Annotated in this window: 23 protein-coding genes; 12 read left to right on the forward strand and 11 right to left on the reverse strand. The window is 65.4% G+C overall.

What is annotated here, in order from left to right:
• Positions 1-65 precede the first annotated feature (65 nt).
• The 4 genes from ABIC32_RS00405 (at position 66) to ABIC32_RS00420 (ending at position 3,594) form a co-directional block, all read left to right on the forward strand.
• Positions 66-1,187 (forward strand): flagellar basal body P-ring protein FlgI, encoded by a 1,122-nt coding sequence (locus tag ABIC32_RS00405; protein WP_354071569.1) that lies wholly within the window; start codon positions 66-68, stop codon positions 1,185-1,187.
• A gap of 2 nt (positions 1,188-1,189) precedes the next feature.
• Positions 1,190-1,492 carry a rod-binding protein gene (locus tag ABIC32_RS00410; RefSeq protein WP_066623075.1) on the forward strand — a complete coding sequence of 101 codons (303 nt, stop codon included), beginning with the start codon at positions 1,190-1,192 and terminating at the stop codon, positions 1,490-1,492.
• Positions 1,489-1,926 (forward strand): flagellar basal-body protein FlbY, encoded by a 438-nt coding sequence (locus ABIC32_RS00415; protein ID WP_354071572.1) that lies wholly within the window; start codon positions 1,489-1,491, stop codon positions 1,924-1,926. Before ABIC32_RS00410 ends, ABIC32_RS00415 begins: the two co-directional genes overlap by 4 nt.
• Before the next feature lie 90 nt (positions 1,927-2,016).
• Positions 2,017-3,594 (forward strand): EAL domain-containing protein, encoded by a 1,578-nt coding sequence (locus ABIC32_RS00420; RefSeq protein WP_354071574.1) that lies wholly within the window; start codon positions 2,017-2,019, stop codon positions 3,592-3,594.
• A gap of 6 nt (positions 3,595-3,600) precedes the next feature.
• Here ABIC32_RS00420 and ABIC32_RS00425 read toward each other — a convergent pair whose 3' ends face one another.
• On the reverse strand, positions 3,601-5,211 hold the full coding sequence (locus ABIC32_RS00425) for an ABC-F family ATP-binding cassette domain-containing protein (protein ID WP_354071576.1): 1,611 nt from the start codon (positions 5,209-5,211) through the stop codon (positions 3,601-3,603).
• Positions 5,212-5,386: 175 nt separating this feature from the next.
• On the opposite strand from ABIC32_RS00425, the gene ABIC32_RS00430 reads away from it, so the two are divergent.
• Genes ABIC32_RS00430 through ABIC32_RS00440 form a run of 3 tightly spaced genes read left to right on the forward strand, consistent with a single transcriptional unit; the run spans position 5,387 to position 6,341 of the window.
• Positions 5,387-5,821, forward strand: coding sequence for a hypothetical protein (locus ABIC32_RS00430; protein ID WP_354071578.1), 435 nt, complete (start codon positions 5,387-5,389; stop codon positions 5,819-5,821).
• Positions 5,822-5,846: 25 nt separating this feature from the next.
• On the forward strand, positions 5,847-6,068 hold the full coding sequence (locus tag ABIC32_RS00435; protein WP_354071580.1) for a globin family protein: 222 nt from the start codon (positions 5,847-5,849) through the stop codon (positions 6,066-6,068).
• Between the two features lie 42 nt (positions 6,069-6,110).
• Positions 6,111-6,341: a globin family protein gene (locus ABIC32_RS00440; RefSeq protein WP_354071582.1), complete on the forward strand. Its 231-nt coding sequence runs from the start codon at positions 6,111-6,113 to the stop codon at positions 6,339-6,341.
• Between the two features lie 3 nt (positions 6,342-6,344).
• Here ABIC32_RS00440 and ABIC32_RS00445 read toward each other — a convergent pair whose 3' ends face one another.
• Positions 6,345-6,782, reverse strand: coding sequence for a hypothetical protein (locus tag ABIC32_RS00445; RefSeq protein ID WP_307511863.1), 438 nt, complete (start codon positions 6,780-6,782; stop codon positions 6,345-6,347).
• A 162-nt stretch (positions 6,783-6,944) separates the two neighbouring features.
• On the opposite strand from ABIC32_RS00445, the gene uvrA reads away from it, so the two are divergent.
• On the forward strand, positions 6,945-9,890 hold the full coding sequence (gene uvrA, locus ABIC32_RS00450; protein ID WP_354071585.1) for an excinuclease ABC subunit UvrA: 2,946 nt from the start codon (positions 6,945-6,947) through the stop codon (positions 9,888-9,890).
• A gap of 3 nt (positions 9,891-9,893) precedes the next feature.
• On the opposite strand, the gene ABIC32_RS00455 is transcribed toward uvrA, so the two are convergent.
• The 9 genes from ABIC32_RS00455 to flgK form a co-directional block, all read right to left on the reverse strand.
• Positions 9,894-10,796: a hypothetical protein gene (locus tag ABIC32_RS00455; RefSeq protein ID WP_354071587.1), complete on the reverse strand. Its 903-nt coding sequence runs from the start codon at positions 10,794-10,796 to the stop codon at positions 9,894-9,896.
• Between the two features lie 94 nt (positions 10,797-10,890).
• Positions 10,891-11,541 carry an ABC-type transport auxiliary lipoprotein family protein gene (locus ABIC32_RS00460; RefSeq protein ID WP_354071589.1) on the reverse strand — a complete coding sequence of 217 codons (651 nt, stop codon included), beginning with the start codon at positions 11,539-11,541 and terminating at the stop codon, positions 10,891-10,893.
• The gene (locus ABIC32_RS00465) at positions 11,538-12,476 is read right to left on the reverse strand and encodes an MlaD family protein (RefSeq protein ID WP_039246448.1); all 939 of its coding nucleotides are present in this window, start codon (positions 12,474-12,476) and stop codon (positions 11,538-11,540) included. The genes ABIC32_RS00460 and ABIC32_RS00465 overlap by 4 nt, the downstream gene beginning before the upstream one ends.
• A 12-nt stretch (positions 12,477-12,488) precedes the next feature.
• On the reverse strand, positions 12,489-13,265 hold the full coding sequence (locus tag ABIC32_RS00470) for an ABC transporter ATP-binding protein (protein ID WP_039246447.1): 777 nt from the start codon (positions 13,263-13,265) through the stop codon (positions 12,489-12,491).
• The gene (locus tag ABIC32_RS00475; protein WP_354071592.1) at positions 13,262-14,377 is read right to left on the reverse strand and encodes an MlaE family ABC transporter permease; all 1,116 of its coding nucleotides are present in this window, start codon (positions 14,375-14,377) and stop codon (positions 13,262-13,264) included. The genes ABIC32_RS00470 and ABIC32_RS00475 overlap by 4 nt, the downstream gene beginning before the upstream one ends.
• A 228-nt stretch (positions 14,378-14,605) precedes the next feature.
• Positions 14,606-16,060 carry a UdgX family uracil-DNA binding protein gene (locus ABIC32_RS00480; RefSeq protein ID WP_354071594.1) on the reverse strand — a complete coding sequence of 485 codons (1,455 nt, stop codon included), beginning with the start codon at positions 16,058-16,060 and terminating at the stop codon, positions 14,606-14,608.
• Positions 16,060-17,298 (reverse strand): putative DNA modification/repair radical SAM protein, encoded by a 1,239-nt coding sequence (locus ABIC32_RS00485; RefSeq protein ID WP_354071596.1) that lies wholly within the window; start codon positions 17,296-17,298, stop codon positions 16,060-16,062. Before ABIC32_RS00485 ends, ABIC32_RS00480 begins: the two co-directional genes overlap by 1 nt.
• A 66-nt stretch (positions 17,299-17,364) precedes the next feature.
• Positions 17,365-18,330, reverse strand: a complete 966-nt coding sequence (locus ABIC32_RS00490; protein ID WP_017504599.1) for a flagellin — start codon at positions 18,328-18,330, stop codon at positions 17,365-17,367.
• The gene (flgK, locus tag ABIC32_RS00495; RefSeq protein ID WP_354071598.1) at positions 18,327-20,426 is read right to left on the reverse strand and encodes a flagellar hook-associated protein FlgK; all 2,100 of its coding nucleotides are present in this window, start codon (positions 20,424-20,426) and stop codon (positions 18,327-18,329) included. Before flgK ends, ABIC32_RS00490 begins: the two co-directional genes overlap by 4 nt.
• Positions 20,427-20,833: 407 nt before the next feature.
• On the opposite strand from flgK, the gene ABIC32_RS00500 reads away from it, so the two are divergent.
• From ABIC32_RS00500 to sciP, 4 genes are all read left to right on the forward strand, one after another.
• Positions 20,834-22,747, forward strand: coding sequence for a flagellar hook-length control protein FliK (locus tag ABIC32_RS00500; RefSeq protein WP_354071600.1), 1,914 nt, complete (start codon positions 20,834-20,836; stop codon positions 22,745-22,747).
• Positions 22,748-22,751: 4 nt separating this feature from the next.
• Positions 22,752-23,480, forward strand: coding sequence for a flagellar hook assembly protein FlgD (locus tag ABIC32_RS00505; protein WP_354071602.1), 729 nt, complete (start codon positions 22,752-22,754; stop codon positions 23,478-23,480).
• Between the two features lie 48 nt (positions 23,481-23,528).
• Entirely contained in the window at positions 23,529-25,286 is a 1,758-nt protein-coding gene (gene flgE, locus ABIC32_RS00510) for a flagellar hook protein FlgE (RefSeq protein ID WP_354071604.1), read from the forward strand.
• Positions 25,287-25,458: 172 nt separating this feature from the next.
• Positions 25,459-25,743 (forward strand): CtrA inhibitor SciP, encoded by a 285-nt coding sequence (gene sciP, locus ABIC32_RS00515; protein WP_026108337.1) that lies wholly within the window; start codon positions 25,459-25,461, stop codon positions 25,741-25,743.
• Positions 25,744-25,769: the final 26 nt, after the last annotated feature.

Below are 25,769 nucleotides of genomic sequence, written 5' to 3' on the forward strand. Positions count from 1 at the left end.
GTCGTTAATTCTTCGGCACGATCCTCGCTCGGATGACGGCGTAACGTTGCGTGGACGCCTGACCGATGCAAAATCTGCTTGCCCGCCTGATCGCCTCCGTCGCCGCGACGCTCGTCGTCGCCGGCGGCGCGACCTCGGCGTTGGCCCAGTCGCAGTCGCGCATCAAGGACATCGCCGCCGTCGAGGGCGTGCGCGGCAACCAGTTGGTCGGCTACGGCATGGTCATGGGGCTGAACGGCACGGGCGATTCCTTACGAAATTGCCCCTTCACCCGCCAATCGCTGGAAGGCATGACCGAGCGGCTGGGCGTCAACATTCGCGGGGCCAACGCCAACACCAAGAATATGGCCGCCGTCATGGTCACGGCCGACCTGCCCGCCTTCGCCACGCCAGGCTCGCGCATCGACGTATCGGTCGCCTCCATGTGCGACGCCAAAAGCTTGCTGGGCGGTTCGCTGGTCGTCACCAGCCTGCAAGGCGCGGACGGTCAGGTCTATGCGGTGGCGCAAGGCTCGGTCCAGACCGGGGCCGTCTCGGCGTCGGGCGGGTCGGGGTCGTCGGTGACGCGCGGCGTGCCGACCGCCGGCCGCATCGCCTCGGGCGCCCTGGTCGAGCGCGAGACCGGCTTCCAGATGGCCAATATGAACGAGGTGCGCCTGAACCTGCGCAACCCCGACTTCACCACCGCCCAGCGCGTCGCCGCCGTCGTCAACGCCGCCTATCCGGGGTCGGCTTTGGCCGAGAACGGCACGGTCGTCGCCCTGCGCGCGCCTGGTGAACTGGGCATGGCGGGCTTCATCAGCCGGATCGAAAACCTGGCCGTCAGCGTCGACACCCCCGCCAAGGTCATCATCGACGAGGTAAACGGCGTCATCGTCATGGGCGACGCCGTGCGCATCTCTCGCGTCGCCATCGCCCAGGGCAACCTGACCATATCGGTGGACGAACAGCCGCAGGTCAGTCAGCCGGCGCCCTTCAGCCGGGGCCAGACCGCCGTCGTGCCGTCGACCCAGGTGAACGTCGAGGAAGATCTGGGCACCCAGATGCGGCTGATCGGCGGCGGGGCCAACCTGTCCACCCTGGTCAACGGCCTGAACGCCTTGGGCGTCAGCCCGCGTGACATGATCAGCATCCTGCAGGCCATCAAGGCCGCCGGCGCCCTGCAGGCCGACATCGAGGTGATGTGAGCATGACCGACCTGACCGTCTCCGCCGATCTGCTGCGCCCCGCCGCGGCCGCACCCACCGCCGTGAACCGTGACAAGATCGCGGAAACCGCCAAGGCCTTCGAGGCCACCTTCATTTCCCAGATGCTGAAGCCGATGTTCGAAGGCCTGTCGACCGACGGCCTGTTCGGCGGCGGTCAGGGCGAGGCGACATGGCGCAGCTTCATGCTGGACGAAATGGCCAAGAGCACGGTCAAGGCCGGCGGCATCGGCCTGAGCAACACCGTCATGGCCGAAATGCTGAAGATGCAGGAGGGCCGGCAATGAGCGACACCGAACTGGCCCAGGCGCGGGTTCGTCAGTTGACGACCTTGACCTTGCGTCTCACCGAGCGACTGAAGGCCGAAACAGCCGCTTTCACCGATGGCCGTCCTCAGGATGTGGCGGCCGGTCTGTCGGAAACCCAGGAGATGGCCAATCTCTACCGTCGCGATTCCGCCCATGTGAAGGCCAATCCGACGCTGCTGAGCGGCGCTCCACTCGAAGACCGCAGGACACTGGTCGACGCCACGCGTGAGTTCGACGCCGTCCTGACTCGTCACAGCCGCGCCGTCGACGCCGCGCGTCAAATTTCCGAGGGCCTGGTCCGCGCCATCGCGGCGGAGGTCACCGCTGCTCGCACACCCGCCTCCGCCTATGCCGCCGACGGCCGCGCCTCGCTAGGCGACGGACGCGCTGTCGCCCTTAACCGAATGGCCTGAACGGGACGCCCCTTCGCCGTTCGCCGATCACGGTTCGCGTCCTAAGGGTCATTGCCTATTTTTTAAGCGACTGTGTGCCAGCATGGCCTCATGACGCTGACCACTCGCCTCCTAGGCCTGGCCTTCGCTTCCGCCGACACCCTGGTGGAGGTGGATCCGAAAGGCGTCGTCGCCTTTGCGATCGGCGCGGGCGCCGTGGCCGGCGAAGACGCAGGCGCGACCTGGACGGGCCGTCCCCTGCTCGAGCTGCTGCACGACGGCGCATCCACCCTGACCGCCCTGCAAGGCATGAAGGCTGGCGTGCGTATTCCCGCGACATCGATCCTGGTGGCGGCCGGGCCTGACCGTGTGCGTCGTGCATCGTTCCGCGCCTTCGTCCTGCCGCAGATGGCGCCCGCCGTCTCCTGCGCCATATCCTACGAAGGCCCGGCCTTTGCGCTGGAGGATCTGGAAACCCGCCCGCTTCTTGAGCCGGAAGATTTCCTGGCCGACGCAGGGCGCGTGTTGGAGTCTAATCCCGACCTGGCCCTGGCCTTCCTCGACATTACCGGGTTGGAGAATGTCACCGGCGAAGCCGCCGACCGTCTGAACCGTCGCATAGAGGCTACGCTTCAGTCCGCCGCCGTCGAGGGATCGAGTGCGTCGCAGGTCACCGGCGTCCGCTATGCGCTTCTCCGCCCCGCCAACGACCGTCGTGACATCGCCGCCGAAATCGTGGAGGCCGGTCGGGCCGAAGGCCTGTCGCTGGGTGCCGAGGCGTTCAGCTCGCCCGTCCCGCCCGGATCGGATTCCCTGTGCGTGCTGCGCGCCATGCGGTTCGCCATCGAAGGCTGCCTGAAGGGCGACGGCCTCGCCAATCCGCAGATCGCCTTCGCGGACTCGCTAAAGCGCACCTTCCGCGACGCTGAAACGTTCCGCAGCCTGGTCAAGTCGCGCGAGTTCCAGGTCCATTATCAGCCCATCGTCCATCTGGACTCCCGCGCGGTCCACCACTTCGAGGCCCTGACCCGCTTCAACGGCAACAATGGACCCGCCGAGGCCATTCGCATGGCCGAGGAGTTGGACATGATCGAGTCGTTCGACCTCGCCGTGGCGGAGAAGGTGCTGAAGCGGATGCGCCAGCCCGGCGCTGGCCTTCTGAAGATGGCGATCAATGTTTCGGGCGCCTCGCTGGGCGACGACACCTATGTCGAGCAGTTGCTGCGCATGACCGCCGGCGCGCCCGAGGAACGCCGCCGCCTGATGGTCGAGGTGACGGAAACTTCCGCCGTCGCGGACATTGAGGCCGCCGACCGTCGCCTGGCCGCACTGCGCGAGGCCGGCATAAAGGTCTGCATCGACGATTTCGGCGCAGGGGCCGCCGCTTTCGACTATCTGCGCAAACTGTCTGTGGACTCGGTCAAGATCGACGGGGCCATCGTTCGCGATATCCAGACCGACCAACGCTCCAAGGCCATGCTGCACAGCATCGTCGAAATGTGCCGCTCGATGAGGCTGGAAACCATCGCCGAGATGATCGAGACCGACGGCGTCGCCGCCGAGCTCAAGGCGGCGGGTGTTGAATACGGCCAAGGCTGGCTGTTCGGTCGCGCCGAAGCCGAGCCGCGAACCCAACTGTCCAGCCCGTCGATGGTCCGTCGCAAGGGCGCCGTCGAGGCCTGGGGCTGACCGACTTCAGAGTTTGATCGTGCGCGTGATCTTCAGCGCCTCAAGGAAATCCACGTCGTGGCTCACCACGATCAACGCGCCGTCATAGGCGTTCAGCGCCTCTTCGACCGCCGCGATGGCGTCCAGGTCGAGATGGTTGGTCGGCTCGTCCAACACCAGCAACTGCGGCGGCGTCGCGCCTGTCATGACGCAGGCCAGACCCGCCCTCAGCCGCTCCCCGCCAGACAGCTCGCCGACCCGGCGCTGCGCCGCCGTATTGCGAAACAGGAACCGCGCCAGCGCCGCCTGGGCGTCATTGACCGACCCTTGCGGGTTCAATCGCCGCCACGCTTCCACCAAGGTTTCGGCCGGATGCAGGATCTTGACCTCCTGGTCCAGCAACACCGCACGCACAGGCCGATCGACGGCGCCCGTCGTCGGTGAAAGATCGCCGGTGATCAGCCGCAGCAGGGTCGTCTTGCCCGCGCCGTTCGGTCCCCCGATCGCGACCCGTTCCGGCCCGATCAGCTTCAGGTCGATCGGCCAGACGATCGTCCGCCCCTCGGGTGTCGCCCAGCCGGCCTGGTCCATCGTCAGCACCGTCCGTCCCGTCGGCAGGCCGGTCGTCGGCATCGGGATCGCCAGCGTCCGCGTTCGCTCTACGCGCGCCTGGGCTGAGGCCAAGGCGTCCTGCGCGGCCTCGGCCTGTCGTTCGGCCAGCAACCGGCTGCGTCCGCCCGTATTTTCGGCGCGCTCGGCCCGGGCGCCCAGCAGGATTTTCGGCATATCGCCCTTGGCGGCCTTGCGACGGCCGGCGGCGTCGCGGCGCGACTGAGCCTCCGCGCGTTGTTGAGCCTCCGCGCCGACACGCGTGAGTTCGCGTTGGGCTTCGGCCAGATCCCGCGTCGCCGCCTCGCGTTCCAGCGCTTTTCGCTCGACATAGGCGTCATAGCCGCCGCCATAGCTGGCGACGCCCAAGCTCGACACCTCAAGGATTCGGTCCATGCGGCGCAACAGGTTGCGATCATGGCTGACCACCACGACCCCGCCGTCCCAACGCGCGATGACATCGGCGACCAGCGCCCGCGCCTGTGCATCCAGATGATTGGTCGGCTCGTCCAGCAGGATCAGATCGGGCTGGGCCAGCCTCAAACCCGCCAGCCGCAACCGCGTCTGCTCGCCCCCGCTGAGACTGCACGTCAGGCGTTCGAGGTCCAGGTCTGGCAGCCCGATCTCTCGCAAGGCCTCGTCAAGACGCGTCTCCAGCGTCCAGTCCGCCTCGGCCAAATCCTCGGCCGTTCCCTGCCCCGCCAAAACCCGCGCCACAACAGCCAGCGCAGATTCTACACCGAGGGTTCGCGCGACGGTTTCGTCTGGCGCCGGCTCATAACGCTGATCCAGCACGCCGATCGTTCCAGCTCGCGCGACAGCCCCCTCAGCCGGCGCGGCTTCGCCCGAAATCAGACGCAACAGCGTGCTCTTGCCCGCGCCATTGCGACCGACGACGCCGGTGCGCTCAGGCCCGAACGTCAGGCTCAGATTGTCGAAAAGGGTGGTGCCGTCCGGCGTCCTAGCGGCGACCTTGTCGAGTGTCGCGAGTGCGGACGGGGACGCGTTTCGGCTTGGGCTGATTGGCATTGAGGATCACGAGCAGCATGGCGGACAGGGCGGAACCGGTGGCCAATGCGATGATCATGATCGTCAAACCTTCTGCAAAACGCGTCAGAACAGGGAGGATGGGTCGTAATCCCGCAATGCGCAAGTCTGGCGTCGAACACGGCCGCGTGAGAAGCTTGGCCTTGAGGAGACCCCCATGAAGCCAGTCATCACGCTCGTCCTCGTCTCCGCCCTCGCTTGCGCCGCCTGCGCCACCGCGCCGAATGCGCCGCCATCACCCCCAAACTACAGCGCCGTGCCGACCCAGGCGCCGACGCCCAACGCGCGGCTCTATGCCGCCTGCCTGGAGCAGGCCGCCGCAGCCGACGCCTATCGCCGCGCGGACAACGGGGACGGCGCAGAATATATCCTGTTTACTTGCACGGGTGCGCCGGCCGCCGCCTTCGCCACAGCCTTGATTCCCTGGAGCGAGAAGATCGGATCGACATTCCAGCGTGACGGCCGCACCTTCCGCTCGACCGCAAAGGTCGAGGCCGACCTGTTCGGCGTCGATTCCTGCTCGACCGATGCGACGGGCGGAGACGCTATCTGCATCCTGTCGTTCAACGCCGGCGACTTTCTCGACCAATAGGACGGCGGCCGCTAGACCAGCCGTCATGCAAACCCGTTTTCGCATCGACGACCCCGCCGGCGCCGCCGCGCGGCGCGAAGCCGCCGTCCAGCGCCTGCGTGACGAGACAGGTATCGACGAGGCCATGATCGACGCCCTGGTCGAAGGCTTCTACGCCCGCGTCCGCGACGACGCCCTGATCGGCCCGATCTTCGCGGACCGTATCACCGACTGGGCGCCACACCTGGCGCAGATGAAGCTTTTCTAGTCGTCGGTCGCCCTGTCGACCGGTGTCTATCAAGGCAGGCCGATGCCGAAACATCTGCCTCTTCCCATCGATGCGCGGCATTTCGATCGCTGGCTGGAGCTGTTCGTCGAAACCGCGCGCACCCTGTGTCCGCCCATCGCCGCCTACCACTTCATTGAACGCGCCCGCCGCATCGCCGAAAGCCTGGAACTGGGCGTCGCCAACGCCAGCGGCGTGCTTCTGGCCAAGGGCGAGCGTTTCGTGCGGCACACGCAGGCGTGGATGCCGGAATAAAATTTAGGCGGCAGGCGCTTTAGCTGGGGCTCCAGTCATCGTCACGTTCACATTGAATCCCGCAACTTTCCATGCGTCACCCTCTTTGACGAAGTTTGTCTGAACGTGAGCCACTCGGTCGGGATAGGTATAATCTTGACCCACGACATAGAAGCGGCCGCTCGTACTTGTCATGCTTTGGTAGCCGGTCACCGTCGGTTCGGGAGCCGTGTCGTGACCGATCATGTTGCGGAGCATGGGGATTTGCGCCTTCACGTCTGCAGGCTTATTTGCGGACGACAAGCGCGCCAAAATGGCGGATTCTCGGCCCGCTACGAGGTCTGCAAAGGTCGCCTTGGCTTCAGCATTCAAAGCAGGATCGGATTTAGGAAGCGTCGCATTGAAGTTGCAACTGGCTAAGGCTGCTGCCGCCAAAAGGCCCGCAAACTGTTTCAAATCCAACCCCCACTTCGGAGACGCCAGTCTAGCTTCGATCAGCGGGCGCACAACCCAAAGACACAGACAAAAATGTTCCCATAACGTTCTTGCTGATCGCCTATTTTCGTCCCCATATAGCGATGACGCGCCGGACCCGCCGGCCCTCCTCCGCGTTCTCCGGACAGCATGACCGAAAAGCACAACTTCATCCGCGTTCGCGGCGCCCGCGAGCATAACCTCAAGGGCGTGGATCTCGATATTCCGCGTGAACAGCTGGTGGTGATGACCGGCCTGTCGGGGTCGGGCAAATCCTCGCTGGCGTTCGACACCATCTACGCCGAGGGCCAGCGCCGCTATGTCGAGAGCCTGTCGGCCTACGCCCGCCAGTTTCTGGAGCTGATGGGCAAGCCGGACGTGGACCTGATCGAGGGCCTGTCGCCGGCTATCTCCATCGAACAGAAGACAACCTCCAAGAACCCGCGCTCGACCGTCGGCACGGTGACGGAAATCCACGACTATATGCGTCTGTTGTGGGCGCGGGTCGGGGTGCCCTATTCGCCGGCGACCGGCCTGCCCATCGAAAGCCAGACCGTTAGCCAGATGGTCGACAAGCTGGTCGCCCTGCCCGATGGCGAGCGTATCCTGCTGCTCGCCCCCGTCGTTCGCGGCCGCAAGGGCGAGTACAAGAAGGAAATCGCCGAGTGGCAGCGGCAGGGCTTCCAGCGGCTGAAGATCGACGGCCAGTTCTATCCGATCGACGAAGCGCCCACCCTGGACAAGAAGTTCAAGCACGACATCGACATTGTCGTGGACCGGATCGTCACCAAACCGGATCAGGAAGCGCGCTACGCCGACAGCTTGCAGACGGCGCTAAGTCTGGCCGATGGCATCGCCAACGCCGAATGGGCCTTGACCGCGGAAGGTGAGACGGCGCCGCGCTCCATCCTATTTTCCGAACGCTTCGCCTGCCCGGTGTCGGGGTTCACGATCAGCGAGATCGAACCGCGCCTGTTCTCGTTCAACAATCCCTTTGGCGCCTGCCCGGTCTGCGACGGTCTGGGGGTCAAGCTGGCGTTCGACGCCGATCTGGTGATCCCGGACCGCGACAAGACCCTTCACAAGGGCGCCGTGGCGCCATGGGCGCGTGGGCCGTCGCCGCTCTACACCCAGACCCTGCAGTCTCTGAGCCTCCACTACGGCTTCTCGATGGACAAGCCGTGGCGCGACCTGCCCGCCCAGGCGCACAAGGCCATCCTGCACGGCACGGGGTCCGAGAAGATCCAGTTCGTCTATGACGATAACGCCCGCAAATACGAGGTCTTCAAGCCGTTCGAGGGCGTGCTGCCGAACCTGGAGCGCCGCTGGCGCGAGACCGACAGCGCCTGGGTGCGCGAGGAACTGGCTCGCTATCAGTCCGAGACGCCCTGCGACGCGTGTCACGGCAAGCGGCTGAAGCCCGAGGCCCTGGCGGTCAAGGTCGGCGGCGAGGACATCGCCGACATCTCGACCTTGTCGATCTCCAAGGCCTATCTGTGGTTCTCGACGCTGGAAGAGAACCTGACCGAAAAGCAGATGGAGATCGCCCGGCGCATCTTGAAGGAAATCTGCGACCGTCTGCGGTTCCTTAACAACGTCGGCCTGGACTATCTGAACCTGTCGCGATCCTCAGGCACCCTGTCGGGCGGCGAGAGCCAGCGCATTCGCCTGGCGTCGCAGATCGGCTCGGGCCTGACCGGCGTCCTCTATGTGCTGGACGAGCCGTCCATCGGCCTGCACCAGCGCGACAACACGCGCCTGCTGGAAAGCCTGAAGGGCCTGCGCGATCTCGGCAACTCGGTCATCGTGGTCGAGCATGACGAAGAGGCCATCCTGACCGCGGACTACGTCATAGACATGGGCCCGGCCGCCGGGGTTCATGGGGGACAGGTGTGCGCCGAGGGCACGCCGGCCCAGGTCATGGCCAATCCCAAGTCCCTGACCGGCAAATACCTGACTGGCGAGCGCGAGATCGAAATCCCCGCCGAGGGTCGCCGCCCCATCAACCGCAAACGAATGTTGAAGATCAGCGGCGCCAGCGGCAACAATCTGAAGAGCGTCACCGGCGAAATCCCGGTCGGCGTCTTTACCTGCATCACCGGCGTCTCCGGCGGCGGCAAGTCCACCTTCACCATCGAGACCCTGTACAAGGCCGCCGCGCGTCGTCTGAACAATGCATCGGAGGCCCCTGCCCCGTTCGACCGGATCGAAGGCCTGGAGCATTTCGACAAGGTCATCGACATCGACCAGTCGCCCATCGGCCGCACCCCGCGCTCGAACCCCGCGACCTACACCGGCGCCTTCGGGCCTATCCGCGACTGGTACGCCGGCCTGCCGGAATCCAAGGCGCGCGGCTACGGCCCCGGCCGGTTCAGCTTCAACGTCAAGGGCGGGCGCTGCGAGGCCTGCCAGGGCGACGGCGTCATCAAGATCGAGATGCACTTCCTGCCGGACGTCTATGTCACCTGCGACGTCTGCAAGGGCAAACGCTACAACCGCGAGACGCTGGAAATCGTGTTCAAGGGCAAGTCCATTTCGGACGTGCTGGACATGACGGTCGAGGAGGCCGCCAGCTTCTTCAAGGCCGTGCCGCCCATCCGCGACAAGATGCTGACGCTGGAACGGGTAGGCCTGGGCTATGTCAAGGTCGGCCAGCCGGCGACCACCCTGTCGGGCGGCGAGGCCCAGCGGGTCAAGCTGTCCAAGGAGCTGTCCAAGCGCGCCACCGGCCGCACCCTCTACATTCTCGACGAGCCGACCACGGGCCTGCACTTCGAGGATACGCGCAAGCTGCTGGAAGTGCTGCAGGAACTGGTCGAGGCCGGAAACACCATTGTGGTGATCGAACACAACCTCGATGTCATCAAGGTCGCCGACTATCTGCTCGACTTCGGTCCCGAGGGCGGCGACGGCGGCGGCGAGATCGTCGCGGTCGGCACGCCCGAACAGGTCGCGGACAACAAGGCCAGCTGGACCGGTAAATACCTCAAGGAAGTGCTGGATCGGCACGAGGACCGCCGCAAAGCGCGCGTGGCTGCTCTGGGCGGGTCCGTTGATGCTCCGGCCAAGAAGAAAAGGGTGAAGGCGTCGGCCTGATTGTCAGGAAAAGACGTCCGTCGGCTGACCGCCTCGCAGCCCATTCCAGGCCGCTGCAAACGGGGCATACAGGACCGCGAGTTGCAGCGCGGCCAGGAAGGCGTTGACGATCGACGACACCAGGATCGCAGGCCAGGCCTGCATCAGGATCTGACCCAGTCCCTCGCCGTCGAAGCGCGCCAGCGTCTGGATGCCGCCGGTGGCGAGGTCTGCGGCTGCGCCGATGATCATGCCCAGGATGCTGACGATCAGGGACATGATGATGGCGATCACGGCCATGCCCAGCAGCGACCAGAAATGCCCCTTGGTGGCGGCGAACGATTCCACGATGGTGATCTTGCGGCGATCGATCGTCATCGGCACCGCGAGACTCAACTTGATCGCCAGCCAGACGATCAGCGCAAAGACGGCGAAGATCAGCAGCACGCCGGCCAAAATCAGCAGCGCCTGACCCGACGCCGCGCCGAAACCGATGGCCGCGCCGACCACCATCATGCCGACGCCCGACGCCAAGCCGACAGCCAAGCTGACGATCAGACTGACCGCCAGAACACGGACCTCATCCATACCGAGGCGCAGATAGCCCCACGACGACTCGTCCGGCCGCAAGACGGAGCGCGCCACCGCCGCGCTCAGCACCGCGCCGACCAACAGGCCGATGGGCGCGGCCCAGATCAGGGCTCCGGCATAGGTCTGGCCTAGGGCCTGAAACTCCGCCATCGACGGGTTGGCTGACTGTTCCAGCGCTTCGCCGGCCGCCATCAGACTGGCCCACTTGTCTGCGCCCAGGCCGAACATGGCGACATAGACGGCCAGATAGACCAGGCCCCAGGCGACCGCGACGATCGGATGCCGGCGAACGACCCGGAAGCCTTCGAAGGCCGCGTCGGTGGCGGAAAAACTCATGACAACTCCGGGAGCAGATTCGCAGCGCACCCTAGCGCATACGCAAGCCTACGTCCCGCACCGCCGCCGTCGCGGCATCATGCGTTCGATCGCGTCAGTTCGCGGAGGCGATCGTCCAGTCCGCGATCTGGGTATTGATGTCGCGCGTCGCCGTGTCGAAGGCTGCAACGATGGCGGACACGCGGTTGTCGCCGGCAGGCTGGGTCACGGTGAACACCCGCTCGACCGAGCGGCCTTCCTCGGGACGAATGGTCCCGCCGCCAGCGCGCCGTTCCGGGGTGGAGCGCAGCTGCGCCCGTGCGGTCACGACGACATCCGGCACAGCGCCCGGCGCGGCGTATCGCGCCTCGAACGTCGTGACCGTTACCTGCAGGATCAGCGGCGGCGTCCCCGGCTCGCGGCGACCCAGCACGCGAATGCGGTCGCCGCGGTTGGCGAAGGCCGCCTTCAGGCTGTCGTCGAACAGGGTCGAGGCCGGCGACACCCAGCGTGCGCCGCCGATATAGGCCGTCTCTAGACCCGTGACGCCGAGGATCTTGTCGTCGCCGGTCGCCTGCGGAAACTCGATGCGGCGGATCGAGACCGTTAGAGGCGCAGGCGTGTCGCCCACCGCCGACGGCGCGGCCATCGGCAGGCCGAACCGATAGTTCTGCACCGGGTCCGGCGAGGACAGCAGGGCGCATCCGCTCAGTGCGGTCAGCACAGCGGCGGACGCCGCCAGTCGAAGGACAGGACGAAGGATCACGGCTGCACCTCCAGCTCTTTGGATTTGGGACGACCGATGAAGTCGCGCGGGCTGGCGCGGACATCGTCGATCAGGGATTGCAGTGACCGGGTGGCGTCCTGCAGTTCTTCGATCGTGCCGGTCAGTTGCGGCAGGCTGGTCGTCGCAAAGTCACCCAGCGGACGTTCCAGACCCGTGATCGAACGGTTGGCCGAGGCGATCGCCGTGCGCGCCTCCGCCGTCGCCGAGTTGATATTGGCGATGGCTTGGCGACCGTCCGTATTGATGATCTGACGCGTGTCGACGGCCAGGGCCTGATATTCCTTCACCGCGGCGTTGGCGTTGGTCACGGCCTCTTCCAGTTGCTGGAAGATGGCCTTGCGGGCTTCCAGTTCCGTCGTCAGCGCCTCGACGTTCTTCACGCTGGTGGAGAAGCTGCGGATATTGTCGTCGGACATGACGCGGTTGATCCGGTTCAGCGCATCCACGGTCTGGGCCAGCACCGTGCCCGAACCGCTCAAGAGCTCGGCGATCGGCGACGGCTGGCTTTGCAGCACGGGCACGACATTGTCAGGATACTGCTCTTTCAGCAGGGCGCTGTTGGGCGAACCGGCAGTGATCTGGATGTAGTTCAAGCCGGTGATGCCTTGCGGCTCCAGCTGCGCGCGCGAGGTGACGCGCACCGGCGTCGTGCCGTCAACGCGGACACGGGCGATGACTTGGTCGCCGCGCTTGGTGTCGATGTTCAGGTCAGTGACCTCGCCGACGCGGATGCCGTTGAAATGCACCTCGCCACCTTCCGACAGGCCGTTCACCGGCCCATAGAAGACGATGTCGTACATGTCATAGTCGCTGTTGAACTGCAGCCGGGCCAGCCAGATGGTGAACACCGCCAGGGCCGCCAGAAGGGCGACGGTGGCGATGCCGACGGCGGCGTAATGTGCGTCTCTTTCCATGATCCGCTCTCCTCAGGCGGCAGACTTGGTGGCTGCGCGTCCGCGCGGCCCCAGGAAATATTCTTTGATCCACGGATGGTCGGAGCCTTCCAGCTCCTGCACCGTGGCCTTTTCCACGACCCGCTTGTCCGCCAGCACCGCCACCTTGTCACAGATGGCATAGAGCGTATCGAGGTCGTGGGTGATCATGAAGACGGACAGACCGAGGTCGTCCGCCAGTTGCCGGATCAGATCGTCGAACGCGGCCGCGCCGATGGGGTCCAGACCCGCCGTCGGCTCATCAAGGAACACCAGCTCGGGGTCCAGCGCCAGCGCACGCGCAAGGCCGGCCCGTTTCTTCATTCCGCCCGACAGTTCCGCCGGCTTGAGATGGTGGTGCTCGGGCTTCAGACCAACCATGGCGATCTTCAGCTCGGCCAGTTCATAGATGACCGATTTCGGCAGTTTGGTGTGTTCGACCAGAGGCGAAGCCACGTTCTCAAGGACGCTCAGCGACGAGAACAGCGCGCCCTGCTGAAACAGAATACCGGTGCGCTTCTCGATGTCGGCCGCCTCGGCCTTGGTCAGGTTCGCCCGGTCGTAGCCCAGCACCTTCACCGACCCACCTTCCGGCTCCTTCAAGCCGATGATGGTGTTCAGCAGCACGGTCTTGCCCGCGCCTGATCCGCCGACGACGCCCAGGACTTCGCCGCGCACCAAGTCGAGGTCGAGGTTCTCGTGGATGGTGCGCTCGCCGAACTGGCTCAACAGGCCGCGCACCTCGATCAGGTTTTCTGGTGCTTCGGTCATATGTTCAGCTCCAGGAACACCAGGGCGAACACGGCGTCCAGGAAGATGATGGCGAAGATGGCCTGAACCACGGCGGCCGTCACGCGCCGGCCCAGGCTTTCGACGTCGCCGGCGACCGACATGCCCTGACGGCAACCGATGGCGGCGATCACCAGGGCGAAGACCGGCGCCTTCACCAGACCGACCATCAGATGCTGGGCCATGGTGCCGTCCTCGACGAGCCGCTGGAAGAAGAAGGACGGACCGAGATTCAGCGAGCTCCAGCACACGACCAGACCGCCGACTAGGCCGCCGATCATGCCCATGAAGGTCAGCAGCGGCAGCATCAGCACCAGCGACGCGACGCGCGGGATCACCAGGGCCTGGAACGGATTGACGCCCATGACCTGCATGGCGTCGACCTCTTGGTTCATCCGCATCGACCCGATCTCGGCCGCGAAGGCCGAGGCCGAACGTCCCGCCAGAAGGACCGAGGCGATCACCACAGCGAACTCGCGGAACATGGCGACGCCGATCAGTTGAACGGCGAACACCTGAGCGCCGAAGTCGGTCAGCAAATCCACGCCGATGAAAGCGATGACGGCGCCGATGAAGAAGTTGGTGATCATGACGATCGGAATGGCGTCCAGCCCGGCGCGCTCGGCCTGACTGACCCAGGCCGGCCAACGGATGCCGCCGGGATGTTTGGCGGCTTCCACCACGGCGGCCATCAGCCGACCCAGAAAGGCCAGCGACAACATGGCCTCGCCGCCGAAATCGTAAACGCCACGGCCGATCTTGGCGAAGGTGCGCACGAAGGCGCTGGGGCGTTTCGGCGCAGGGGCGCTCTGGCGCTCCAGCAGTTCGATCATGTGATAGATACGGCCGGCCTCGGGCCGTTCCTTCCACTGGCTCTTGGCCAGGCGGCCGCTTGAAGCCTGCACCAGAGCCAGCGCGCCGGCGGTATCGAAGCGACCGAGATCGGAGGTGTCGATGCTGGCGATATCGCGGCCTTCCAGATCGCGGCTCAGCTCCGTCGGCAGACGACCCAGCGCCGTGGTCGTCCAGTCGCCGGTCAGGCGCAGACGGGCCTCGCCATCACTATCGACGATTTCATATGCAGCCGTGTTCATCGCGCCCCTGAAGACCGGTCTGACATCGCGATTTTCCCCTGACCCTCTGAACAGACAGCCGAAATCCCTGCCGCGCTAATGGTCAAGCCGGCATTCGATGTCAACGCGCGATGACATTCGCGCGGATGTTTGTCGATCGACCGTGTCGAGATCGCCTCCCCCGATGAAACGTCCAACGGTCACGCTGGCGCTGATGCCAAACGCGGCCGAACGGGATTCGTTCTCGCGTCACCTCATACGACGTTGCACCGCCGCCAGATCCTCAATGAACAATCGTCTCGCCTCGGACTTGGCCGCCTCGTCCGGAAGCCGCAACAAATAGGAGGGGTGGACTGTCAGTACGGCGGTCGATCCATCGCTCAGGTCGATCGGCGCGCCGCGTTCCTGCATCACGGCCGGCTTTCGACCCAGCAACGCCAGACCTGCCGTCGCCCCAAGGGCCAGCACGACTTGCGGCTTGATCAGCCTTCGTTCCGAGTCCAGCCACCAGCGACAAGCCTGGACCTCGCCCGCGTTCGGCGTCTTGTGCAGGCGACGCTTGCCGCGCGGCTCGTGTTTGAAGTGTTTGACAGCATTGGTGACATAGACGTCGGATCGATCAATGCCGGCCTCGGCCAGGGCTGCGTTCAGCACCTGTCCCGCCGGCCCGATAAAGGCGCGGCCCGCCAGATCCTCCTGATCGCCCGGCTGTTCGCCGACGATCATCAGACGCGCCGACTTCGGCCCCTCCCCGCACACGCCCTGCGTCGCGTCGCGGTAAAGCGGGCAACGGCGACACGCCTGAACGCCGACCGCGACATCGTCGAGGTTTTCGGGCACGGCCTCGGCGTCGGGGCGCGCCAGATGCAGATCTGGCGCGACGGCGCGCGCGAAACGCGGATTAGGCTGAGGCGACGGCGTTGCGACCATGGTCTCGGTTCGAACCGACGAAGCCGCGACCAGTTCCGGGATCAAGGCGGCTTCCGGCAGGTTCTTCCAATAGGACTTGGCCATCTCGCCCTGCATCGTTTTCACCTTCAACCGCGCAGGATTGAAGGTCGAGGCGTAGTAGGTCTTCCAGAAATCCTCGATCTCGTCTTCGGCCGGCGCCATGTCGCGGGTCGCCGGCGGCCCGAACCGCAGGATTTCGCCATCCCAGAAGGCCGAACCATCCGGCGTCAGGATCGACCAGCGCATGGTCGTGAACCGCCGTTGAAAGAAGGGCGCAGTCTTTTCCAGTACCCGATGCGGCGGCTCGAACCACGCCACCCAGGCTTCGCCCAGATCGTCATGCACCTTGCGAAAGCGAACGAAGGCCTTCATCTTGTGCGAGGCGCGGCTGACGTTCTTGACCCGCTCCAGCGCGTCGGCGACGTCCTGGTCCGAAATTACCTTGATCAGGTCCGGCTCATCCTTCAGTCGCCACAGAAGCCGATACATCAGATCGAAACGGTCGGCGGATCGATGCAGGATCAGGTTCTGGGCCAGGTCCACGAACTCTTTCGGCACGTTGAAAGCTCTGCCCTCATCCGGCGTCGGCGACGCCGCTTCGGCAATCGGCTGATCGAACAGCCCGCCCTGTTCCACCGCCCCCGCCACGACGAACCGCGCCGCCGCGGGCTCCACACCCGCCAATCGAAACGCGCGCGCCGCTTTCCGCCAGCCGTCGAAGTCGGTCTCACCGTCCAGCGTCGCCACCGCCATCAGAACAGGCTCAATTGCTCGGGCGTGCGGCTGGTCACGCGCGCCTTCAGGTCCGCCGCATCCGTCAGTCCGCCTGGCGTCCAGTCCAGCGTCGTAATGAAGGGGCGGATCTTAGCCACCGATCGCGTCAGCCGTCCGACATCCTCCAACCGCAGGGTCCGATACCGGCGCACCGCGATGATCCGGTCCACCGCCTTCACGCCCAACCCGGGCACCCGAAGCAGCATCTCGCGCGGCGCACGGTTCACATCGACGGGAAACTGCTCGCGCTTGTTCAGCGCCCAGGCCAGTTTGGGATCAACCGCCAGATCAAGCATGCCGTTCGATGCCCCCTCGCCGATCTCCGGCGTGGAGAAGCCGTAGAACCGCATCAGCCAATCGGCCTGATACAGCCGGTGCTCGCGCATCAGCGGCGGCTTGGACAGCGGCAAGATCGAACTGGAATCCGGGATCGGGCTGAACGCCGAATAGTAGACGCGGCGCAGACCGTAACCGCCGTAGAGCGAGGCGCTGCGATCCAGGATTTCCGTATCCGGCGCGCCGTCGGCGCCGATGATCAGCTGCGTGCTCTGGCCGCCCGGCGCGAACTTCGGCGGTTTGATCTTTTCACGTTTGGTCGGCCTGGCCGCCTCGACGCCAAGACGCACCTGGCTCATCGCCTTCTTGATGACCCCAACATCCTTTTGCGGCGCCAGTCGCGCCAGCGCCTCGTCGCGCGGAAGTTCGATATTCGCTGACAGGCGGTCGGCGTACAGCCCCGCCATCTCCACCAGCTTCGGATCCGCCTCCGGGATCAGTTTCAGATGAATATAGCCACGGAAATCGTGGACTTCCCGCAGCGTCTTGGCCACCAGGACCAGTTGCTCCATCGTATAATCGCCGGATCGAATGATGCCCGACGACAGAAACAGGCCCTCGATATAGTTGCGCTTGTAGAAGTTGAGCGTCAGGTCGACCACCTCGTCGACATCGAACCGCGCGCGCTCCACATTCGACGAGACGCGATTGATGCAATAGGCGCAATCGTAGATGCAGAAGTTGGTCAGCAGGATCTTGAGCAGACTGATGCATCGACCGTCCGGGGTATAGGCGTGGCAGATACCCATGCCCTCGGTCGAGCCAATCCCCTTGCCGCCGACAGAGTTTCGTTTCGACGTTCCGGACGACGAACACGAGGCGTCATATTTGGCGGCGTCAGCCAGAACGGAAAGTTTTCGACACAGATCAAGACGGGCCATTGTTCATGATACGTTCCAGAACGATGTTTGGTCCAGCGTTGCCGTTTTCTTTTTTGAAACGACGACTTAACGCAGCAGATTAAGCAGCGACGTGCTTTTCAGCGAGTTGATGATCTGGGCCGAAGCCTCGATCGCCACCTGCGCCATCTGCAGATCGGTGATCGCCCGTGCCGGATCATAGCCGGACTTATCCTGCATCATCTTCTGCAGGGCGGTCTTCTGGTTTTCCTGGGCGTCCAGCGCCGTCTCGACGTGGTTCTGGATCAGACCGTTCTTGGCCGTCTGGTTCGTCAGGCCCGCATTCGCCTTGTCCAGTTCGCCCATCTGCGCCTTCAAAAACGCGGTGACGTTGGCGTCGGGCTGTCCCGTCAGCGTGCCCGCGCCGGCTGGCGTATAGGTCACGCCGCCAACGGTGACCGCCGTGCCGTTCTGGAAGGCCTGAATATTGCGGAACACCTCGGTCAGCGGCCCGCCGATCTCGCTGGCCAGAAACCCGGTCTCGACCGTGGTCTTCTCGTCGATGCGCGACTTCTGCTTCAAGGTGTCGTTGGCGAAGGTCGCAGCGGTGGACGGCGCCGCGGTCAAATCGGCCATGGTCGCGGCTGTGGCGGGCGCGATGTCGCTTTGCCCCCCCGCAAACAGGTACGAGCCCTGGTGTTCCGCATTCAGTCCACCCTGCACCGTCTGATAGTTCAGACCGAGCTCGACCATCAGATTGTCGATCCGCCCGGCCGCCAGGCTGTTTGCAATGGCCTCGCGCGCCGCATTACCGCCTTCGTAGATGCGGCTCATGGCCAGATCCTGGGCGCTCAGCCGCGCCTTCACGGCCTCGCCAGTGGAGATGAAGCCCTCCAGCCGCGCCTGTGTCGATGTCAGGCTGGTCAGCTGTTCGGCCCCTCGACCATAGCCAGACATATCGGTGGCGATCTTCTCGCTGTCGATCCGCTCCTGCGCCTGCTGCGCGCGGCCCTGCGCGTTCATCAGGCTGAGCAAGGCCGACTGGTAGTTCCCGTGGGTCGCGACGCGCGTCATTGCAGGATTCCGATCAGTACGTCGTACATGTCCTTGCTCGCCTGGATCAGGCGCGCAGAGGCGTTATAGGCTTGCTGGAACGTGGTCATATTGACCAGTTCTCCGTCCATGTTCACGCCTTCGGCCGAGGTGCGGCGACTGTCCGCCTCCTTGGCCAGGGCGCTTGCCGTTTCGCTGCGGGTCTTGGCGGCCGAGGCCTTGCCGCCGATCTCGCCGGCGAAGTCCGCCGCATAGGACGACAGGGTCTTGGTCCCGCCGGCATTGCCGCCGGCTGCGGCGAAGGCGACGTTCTTCTTGCCCACATCCCCCAGCGCCAGGCCGCCGCGCCCATCGTTCTTGCTCAGCGCCGGCGTCCCCGCCGCGGCCGACAGGTTTAGTTGCGCCAGGGCCAGCTTGCCGGGGTCCTGCTGAATATCGCTGCGCACCGTATAGGCGCCCGCCCGCGTCGATCCGGTCGCGCCCAGGCCGAACAGTTGCGACATTGAAACGCCGGACGGATCCTGGGTCGTATTGTCCTTCACGACGTTCATCGACGTCGCCGACGGGTCGTAGGCCTTGAAGGACAGCTTGCCCACCGCATCCAGGCTGAAGGCGCCATAGCGACCGACGCCGGTGATGGGATCGTTCAGCGCGCCCAGCATCTCGCCCATCGTTCCGGTCCCGGCGGGCACGGACACGGTGATGTCGCGAAGGCGCGCGCCCGATGGGACGGCGAAGCGCAAGGTCAGGCTCTCGCCCGGATCGAACCCATGCTGAGACGTCAGGGTCAGGCCCGTCTCGTAGAAGGTCGGCGTGGTCGTAGTGACCAGGTCGTTCAGGCCGAACCAGTGCGAAAATCCGCGCCCGCCCTTCGTGCTGAGCGATGTCGCATCGTCGGCGATGGCCACGCCGTTTCCGGCCGCCCCGTCCAGGCGCAGTTGGCCATCCGAGAAGCTCGCCGTCGCCGTGCCGCCCAGTTGGGCGTTCAGCACGCTGAGGAAGGTGGTCGGATCGGCGGCGGCCCCGTTGATCGTCATCGTCCCGCCGGAAAAGACGATCTGCGCCGAGGCCTGGACCACGCCCGACGCATTGACCGCCGAGATGGTGGTCGTGCCGGTGAAGCCGGTCAGGGCGTTCTCGAGCGACTGTCCAACGTTGCGCCCCGTCAGGGTGGTCGGCGCAGGAACGCTGCTATTGGCGTTATGGGCGCGGTTCAGTTCGTCCGCAAGTTTGGCCGTCAACTCACCCAGGCGCGCGGCGGCGGCAGGCGCATCGACATCGCGCATCTCGACCAGACCCCGGATCTGACCGGACGACACGCCGTCCAGCAGCGGCCAGCGCGTGCCGCTGGGTTCGGTGATCATGATGTCGGAGAAGGCCGTCATGGCGTCCACGGTGCCGGCCGCCTGGTACGACAGCGTCGCCGCCCCCTCGCCCACCAGGGTCGTGCCTGTGTTGGTGCGCAGCGTCACGCCGCCGTTGGAGCGGGCCTCCACCTTCACATCCATATATTTGGACAGTTCGTTGATCAGGCCGAGTTGCGCGTTCTGGGCGCCCGTCACGTCCTCGTTCGTCACCGTTCCGGCGGCGATGGTCTTGTTCAGCTTGGCGATCTGTTCCAGCAGCGGATTGACCGTCTCGACCGCGCTCAGCAGCCGGCCGTCCGCCTCCTGACGCGCCGATTGGATTTGGGACGCGATGCCGGCGGCCTGATTGAAGATCGCCTGGGTCTTGTAGATCGTGTCCTGACGCCCGGCCGAGGACGTCGGGCTTTCGGCCAGTGTCGCATAGGTGGCGAACAGCTTGTCGACCTGGGCGAAGAAGTTGCTGTCGCTGCTGGGATCGCCGAACTGGTTCTGGATCTGGTCGTACAGTTCATAGCGCACGGTCTGGCGCGCGGCGTCCGCCCCGGCGCTAAGGCTGGCGGCCTGCAGGAAACGGTCTGTCGCCAGACGCACCCGCGTGACGTCGACACCCGAACCATAGCCATTGGTGACGGCGGCCGACTGATCGGCGACTTTGCGGATGTATCCGGGCGTATCGACGTTGGCGATATTGTCGGCGGTGACACGCAACTGCGACTGGGCGGTCTTCAGCCCCGACGTCGCAATGTTCATGATCGAGTTCAGCGACATTGACGCGTCTCCCCCGCCCTACCCGGCAACCGCTGCATCGCGACGCGCAGTTCTTGCCCAGCCACGCGCCAGGCCCACTCGCACAAAGCGTTGTTTTTCCACAGGATCGTTGATCGGGCGGCCGTCATGATGGGAAGGACGCGCAAAGGTCGGGCCAATCGGATGCAGGCATCCCGCGTGTCACGGATCAGCGCTGCCGCGAAGCCGGGCAAAAAGTGGCGAGAGCGCGGCAATAACGACCGCCGCCCGTCAGACCCGCAGCCCCCGAGGCTACACTTTTCCTTGTTTTTGCTGGCCTATTTTCTTGGCCCGACCCTTGCGTCGAGGGCGGCGAACTCTTGGGCGCAGCAGGCGCCGTCGTCGCTCCTCAAGAAAGCCGCCGCGCTTCCATGTCCACCGCTTCCGCTCTGCTCGCGCCTGCCGCTCCGGTTTCGACCGGACCGTCGGCTGCCGCCTCGGGCGCAGAGGCCGTCGATGCGGGTCTTTTCTTCAGCAAGATCGCCGACGCGCTGAACGCGGGCGTTCACGGCGCGCCGGTCGAACGGATGACGCCTGGCCGTCTGACGGGCGCTCGGTCGCTGGGCGTCATCATGGCCCAGCCGATGACGGCCGAGTTGGACGCCGACACGCCGACCGCGACGACCGACACCATCCCTACGATCTCGGGGGAGAGCGCAGACTCCAAAACGCAGCTCGTCTTGTCTGACGAACAGCAGATCGGCACGGACACGGCCGCGAATGACGACGATACCCCTGGCCTCGTCGCCGCAACGCCGTTTACACCCGCGCAAGCGACGCCGGCCGTTCCGGTCGCCCAATCGCTCGACGTCGCAAGCTCGCCCGCCGCTTACGAGGACGCGGCGGAAATCCCTGTCGATCCGCAAGCTCCCAAGAGTGTTGTGTCAGTCGCTTTCGCTGCGCCCGAGGCGTTGACGACGACGGTCTCCACGGCTCCCCGCTCTGCAACTGATGCGGCGACCAAGACAGCGTCGGCGCCTGCCGACCAGGACCTTGAAGCGAAAACCGCCCTGACGGCCGCGACCGCACAAGCAGTCTTTTCGGAACTCTCCGAAATCCTGACGACCGAAGCGTCGACCTCTTCTCCCGTCGTGATGAAGCCGGCTGAAGTCGAGGCCGCCGAGGCCCCGGTCACAGCGGCGCAGCAGACGACGGCCGACGGTCCGAAGCCGACAGTCGCGCCCAAGCCGGCCTTTACGGTCAAGGGCGACGCAGCGCCTCGTCCGACCGACGCAGCGACGCCGGCGCCTGCCACGTCCGACGCTGCGGCCAGCACGATCCAGACCGCTGTCGCCAATACCGACGAGCCGGCCGCTCCCCCGCCTATCATTCAATCCCTTGCAGCCGCTCAGATCCCGACCGCCCAAGTCCAGATCGCCGTCACATCGACGATGCCCAAGCCGTCGATCATTGTCCCCGCCGACGTCGTCGCTGCGAGAACCGAAGCGGCGTCGTCTGTGACAGCCGAAACGGCCGACACGCCCGATAAGCTGGCAGAGGCAGCGGCTCCGTCCGATACGCCGAAGTCGTCGCCGACCGCGATTCAACCCGCCACGCCCTTGCGCGGTAACCTCCATGCGGTGACGGACCGAACGGGCGACACCGCCGTTCCTGCGGTTCGAGCCGCGACGACCGAAGACGCCACCCCTTCCGGCACCGCAATCGAAGTCGCCGCCAAGCCGACGCTCTCTTCCGCCAAGGCAGCCGAGTCCGCCATTGCCGGCGTCGCCACGTCGGATTCAGCGTCGCCCGAAGCCACGACCGCAAGCCCCGCGCCGCTCGATGCGCAGCCTGCGCAACAGGCCGCCGTGTCCAGCCATGCTCAGGGCCTGTCCACTCTGTCACGCGCCACCGTCGAGACCACCGCCCAACTCGCTGCGCAGATGGCCCGCAAGCTCGAAGGCCGTTCGACCCGGTTCGATATGGTGCTGACGCCCGAAGATCTGGGCCGCGTCGATGTCAGCCTTGAGATCGGCAAGGACGGCCAGCTGTCCGCTCGCCTGGCCTTCGACAATCCCGCCGCCGCCGCCGATCTGAAGGGTCGCGCCGACGAACTGCGTCGCCAGCTTCAGGAGGCCGGCTTCCAGGTCGCAGGCGATGCGCTCGACTTCTCGCAACGTGATCCGTCCGCGGGCGGCGGCGCCTTCGAGCGCCAGCAGCAGCGCAACGCCCTGTTCGCCGGCGGCTCTCGCCTTGCGGCCCAGGCCGACATGCCCATCGTCCCGGCGCCCGGCGCCTGGATCAATCATTCCCTGACGCCTGACCGCGTCGATCTGAAGGTCTGACCCCATGGTCGACGCCGTCACCACAAGCGCAGCAGCCGGCCGGGTCACCGGCGGCACAAAGGCCCTGGCCTCGAACTTCGAGACCTTCCTGACCCTGCTGACCACGCAGATGAAGAACCAGGATCCGCTGTCGCCGCTGGACTCCAACCAGTTCACGGCCCAGCTAACCCAGATGGCCGGCGTGGAGCAGCAACTGCTGACCAACGACCTGCTGACCAGCCTGCTGGCCGCCCAGGCCGGCGGCGGCTTGGACAACGCCGCCAACTACATCGGCAAGAGCGTCACCGCCGCCTGGACCGCCACCGAGTTCAACGACGGCAAGGCCACCTGGGCCTACGAGCTGGGCGCCGACGCGGACAAGGCCACCTTGCAGGTCGTCGACAGCAAGGGCGTCGTGGTCTGGGAAGGCGCCGCGCCGGACAAGAAGTCCGGCCTGCACGCCTTCTCCTGGGACGGCAAACTGAAGGACGGCGGCACGGCAGAGGACGGCGGCGTCTATACGCTGAAGGTCGCCGCTACCGACGCTGCAGGGGCCAAGGTTGACGCCCAAGCCCTGATCCAGGGTCGGGTCACCGGCGTCGAGATGTACAACGGCGCGCCGTATCTGGTGATCGGCGACTCCATCCTTCCGCTTTCGACCGTGATCTCGCTGAACGAGATCAAGGCCCAGGCGGCCAACGATACCGACGATACGGAGAATCCGAACGTCCCCACCGAGGAGGCGGCCGCATGATGCGATCCGCCGCCTTCCCGATGACCTCTATTTAAGGAGCGTTCTTCCATGAGCCTCAACAGTGCAATGCTGGCCGGCGTGTCCGGCCTGGCCGCCAACTCCGCCGCCCTGGCGGCGATCTCCCAGAACATCGCCAACGTGAATACCGTCGGCTACAAGCGCACGGCCAGCGAGTTCCAGACCCTGGTCAACAGCCAGACCGCATCGGGCGGCAGCTACTCGGCCGGCGGCGTCACCACCAACACCCGCTCCTATGTTAGCCAGGAAGGTCAGCTTCAGCGCACGACCTCCAGCACCGACCTCGCCGTCAACGGTCAGGGCTTCTTCGTCACGACGACGCAGGCCGAGAACGTCGGCGCGACCGACACCCGCCTGTTCACCCGCGCCGGCGCCTTCACCGTCGACAAACAGGGCTATCTGAAGAATAGCGCCGGCCTGTATCTGCAAGGCTGGCCCGTCGATTCCAACGGCGAGATCTCGACCGATCCGTCGGACCTGTCGCGCCTGCGCTCGATCAACATCGGCTCGGTCGGCGGCACCGCCGAACCGACCACTCGCGTCCAGATCAACGCCAACCTGCGTTCGAGCCAGGAATCGTCCTCCGCGGCCAGCGCCCAGTCCTACAAGGGCGTGTCCGATACGGCGACGCCGGCCGTGACCCACGACGTGTCGGTCCGCTACACCCGCACCGGCGCCAACAGCCACGATCTGGTGATCAAGTCCGGTTCGCAGAAGGTCGACGCCTCGGCGACCTTCGACCCGACCACCGGCGCCATCACCGGGCTGACGATCAACGGCGCGAACGCCGGCTCGGCGACCGCGATAGGCACGCCGCCGACCCAGATCCAGTTCACGCCGGCCAGCGGCCCCGCCTATACGCTCAACCTTTCGGACGTCGGCCTGGGCAACGAAAACGTCGCCAAGACGAAGTACGACCCATCGGTCAACTCGATGGCGATGTACAACGCCGACGACGACAACCCTGTCGGCGTGAAGCCCGACTTCAAGATGAACATCCCGGTTTCGGACTCCAAGGGCGGCCAGCGCAACCTGGAACTTCGCTTCCTGAAGAGCGACGAACCGAACATCTGGTACGCGGAGATCGTGTCCGTGCCGGCCAGCGACGTGATCGCGGGCGCACCCTACGCCAACGGCCAGATCAAGACCGGCAAGATCGCCTTTACCCCGTCGGGTCGCCTGGATGTCGACACGATGAAGGCCTGGCCGGCGGGTACGGGTCTGTTCGACGACCCCACCATGGCGACGCTGAACTTCGGCAAGTCCGACCCCGCCAACCTGACCATGCCGGCCGGCGAGGTCGCCTGGGCCGACGGTCTGGGCATCGCCGCCCAAGCCGTCACGCTGGACCTCAACACCTCGGCCGGCGGCCTCAGCCAACTGAACACCGCCTCGGTCGTCCAGTCGACGGTCACCAACGGCACGGCGTTCGGCAATCTGAGCGAGATCAAGATCGATGAAGGCGGCTTCGTCACCGCCATCTTCGACAATGGCGTCATGCGTCGCATCGCCCAGGTCGCGGTCGCCACCTTCCCCAGCCCCGACAGCCTGCGTGAAGTGTCCGGCAACGCCTACGCCGTCAGCCTTCAGTCCGGCACCTTTAACCTGAAGGCGGCGGGAACGGGCGGCGCGGGCGAGATCGCGGCCAAGCAGTTGGAGTCCTCGACCGTCGATCTGTCGGCCGAGTTCACCGGCCTGATCACCACCCAGCGCGCCTATTCCGCCTCGTCCAAAATCATCACCACGGCCGATGAAATGCTGGCCGAGCTGATCAACATCAAACGCTGATCGGCGAGTAAGTAAGCGTTAGTCTCGATGAATCGTCGCGCAAGCAAGGTTTACAGAGTCGTTCAGGGAGGGGCGGAAGTTATCCGTTCCTTCACCACGACCCTTAAACGGACCTTAGTCGGGGACGCCTACCTTCATGACACTACGGTGTTGGTGAAAGAGGCATAAGCCCATGTTGCAAGAGCGACGCCTTAATAGCAAAGGCGAACAATACGTGGTCGGACCGACTGGCACGCCCCTGACCCTCAACGACCTGCCGCCGTCCAACACGGACCGGTGGGTGATCCGGCGCAAGGCCGAGGTCGTCGCCGCCGTTCGCGGCGGCCTGCTCAGCCTCGACGACGCTTTGGCGAAATATCGCCTGACGGCCGAAGAGTTCCTGGCCTGGCAGAAGGCCATCGACAAATGGGGCATGCAGGGCCTGCGCACGACGCGGATCCAGAGCTACCGCTCCTGAGGGTTTCCCCGAAGACGTTAAGGGCC

Source organism: Brevundimonas sp. 1080 (genome assembly GCF_040545985.1).
Taxonomy (GTDB): Bacteria; Pseudomonadota; Alphaproteobacteria; order Caulobacterales; family Caulobacteraceae; genus Brevundimonas.

Bases quoted from the DNA above. Each gene is read 5' to 3' on its own strand.
- uvrA (WP_354071585.1), top strand. From the start codon at position 6,945: ATGACCGAAAAGCACAACTTCATCCGCGTTCGCGGCGCCCGCGAGCAT.
- ABIC32_RS00440 (WP_354071582.1), top strand. From the start codon at position 6,111: ATGCCGAAACATCTGCCTCTTCCCATCGATGCGCGGCATTTCGATCGC.
- flgK (WP_354071598.1), bottom strand. From the start codon at position 20,426: ATGAACATTGCGACGTCGGGGCTGAAGACCGCCCAGTCGCAGTTGCGT.
- ABIC32_RS00415 (WP_354071572.1), top strand. From the start codon at position 1,489: ATGAGCGACACCGAACTGGCCCAGGCGCGGGTTCGTCAGTTGACGACC.
- ABIC32_RS00420 (WP_354071574.1), top strand. From the start codon at position 2,017: ATGACGCTGACCACTCGCCTCCTAGGCCTGGCCTTCGCTTCCGCCGAC.
- ABIC32_RS00410 (WP_066623075.1), top strand. From the start codon at position 1,190: ATGACCGACCTGACCGTCTCCGCCGATCTGCTGCGCCCCGCCGCGGCC.
- ABIC32_RS00480 (WP_354071594.1), bottom strand. From the start codon at position 16,060: ATGGCGGTGGCGACGCTGGACGGTGAGACCGACTTCGACGGCTGGCGG.
- ABIC32_RS00425 (WP_354071576.1), bottom strand. From the start codon at position 5,211: ATGCCAATCAGCCCAAGCCGAAACGCGTCCCCGTCCGCACTCGCGACA.
- ABIC32_RS00465 (WP_039246448.1), bottom strand. From the start codon at position 12,476: ATGGAAAGAGACGCACATTACGCCGCCGTCGGCATCGCCACCGTCGCC.
- ABIC32_RS00490 (WP_017504599.1), bottom strand. From the start codon at position 18,330: ATGACGCGCGTCGCGACCCACGGGAACTACCAGTCGGCCTTGCTCAGC.
- ABIC32_RS00430 (WP_354071578.1), top strand. From the start codon at position 5,387: ATGAAGCCAGTCATCACGCTCGTCCTCGTCTCCGCCCTCGCTTGCGCC.
- sciP (WP_026108337.1), top strand. From the start codon at position 25,459: ATGTTGCAAGAGCGACGCCTTAATAGCAAAGGCGAACAATACGTGGTC.
- ABIC32_RS00405 (WP_354071569.1), top strand. From the start codon at position 66: ATGCAAAATCTGCTTGCCCGCCTGATCGCCTCCGTCGCCGCGACGCTC.
- ABIC32_RS00485 (WP_354071596.1), bottom strand. From the start codon at position 17,298: ATGGCCCGTCTTGATCTGTGTCGAAAACTTTCCGTTCTGGCTGACGCC.
- ABIC32_RS00455 (WP_354071587.1), bottom strand. From the start codon at position 10,796: ATGAGTTTTTCCGCCACCGACGCGGCCTTCGAAGGCTTCCGGGTCGTT.
- ABIC32_RS00500 (WP_354071600.1), top strand. From the start codon at position 20,834: ATGTCCACCGCTTCCGCTCTGCTCGCGCCTGCCGCTCCGGTTTCGACC.
- ABIC32_RS00435 (WP_354071580.1), top strand. From the start codon at position 5,847: ATGCAAACCCGTTTTCGCATCGACGACCCCGCCGGCGCCGCCGCGCGG.
- ABIC32_RS00475 (WP_354071592.1), bottom strand. From the start codon at position 14,377: ATGAACACGGCTGCATATGAAATCGTCGATAGTGATGGCGAGGCCCGT.
- flgE (WP_354071604.1), top strand. From the start codon at position 23,529: ATGAGCCTCAACAGTGCAATGCTGGCCGGCGTGTCCGGCCTGGCCGCC.
- ABIC32_RS00470 (WP_039246447.1), bottom strand. From the start codon at position 13,265: ATGACCGAAGCACCAGAAAACCTGATCGAGGTGCGCGGCCTGTTGAGC.
- ABIC32_RS00505 (WP_354071602.1), top strand. From the start codon at position 22,752: ATGGTCGACGCCGTCACCACAAGCGCAGCAGCCGGCCGGGTCACCGGC.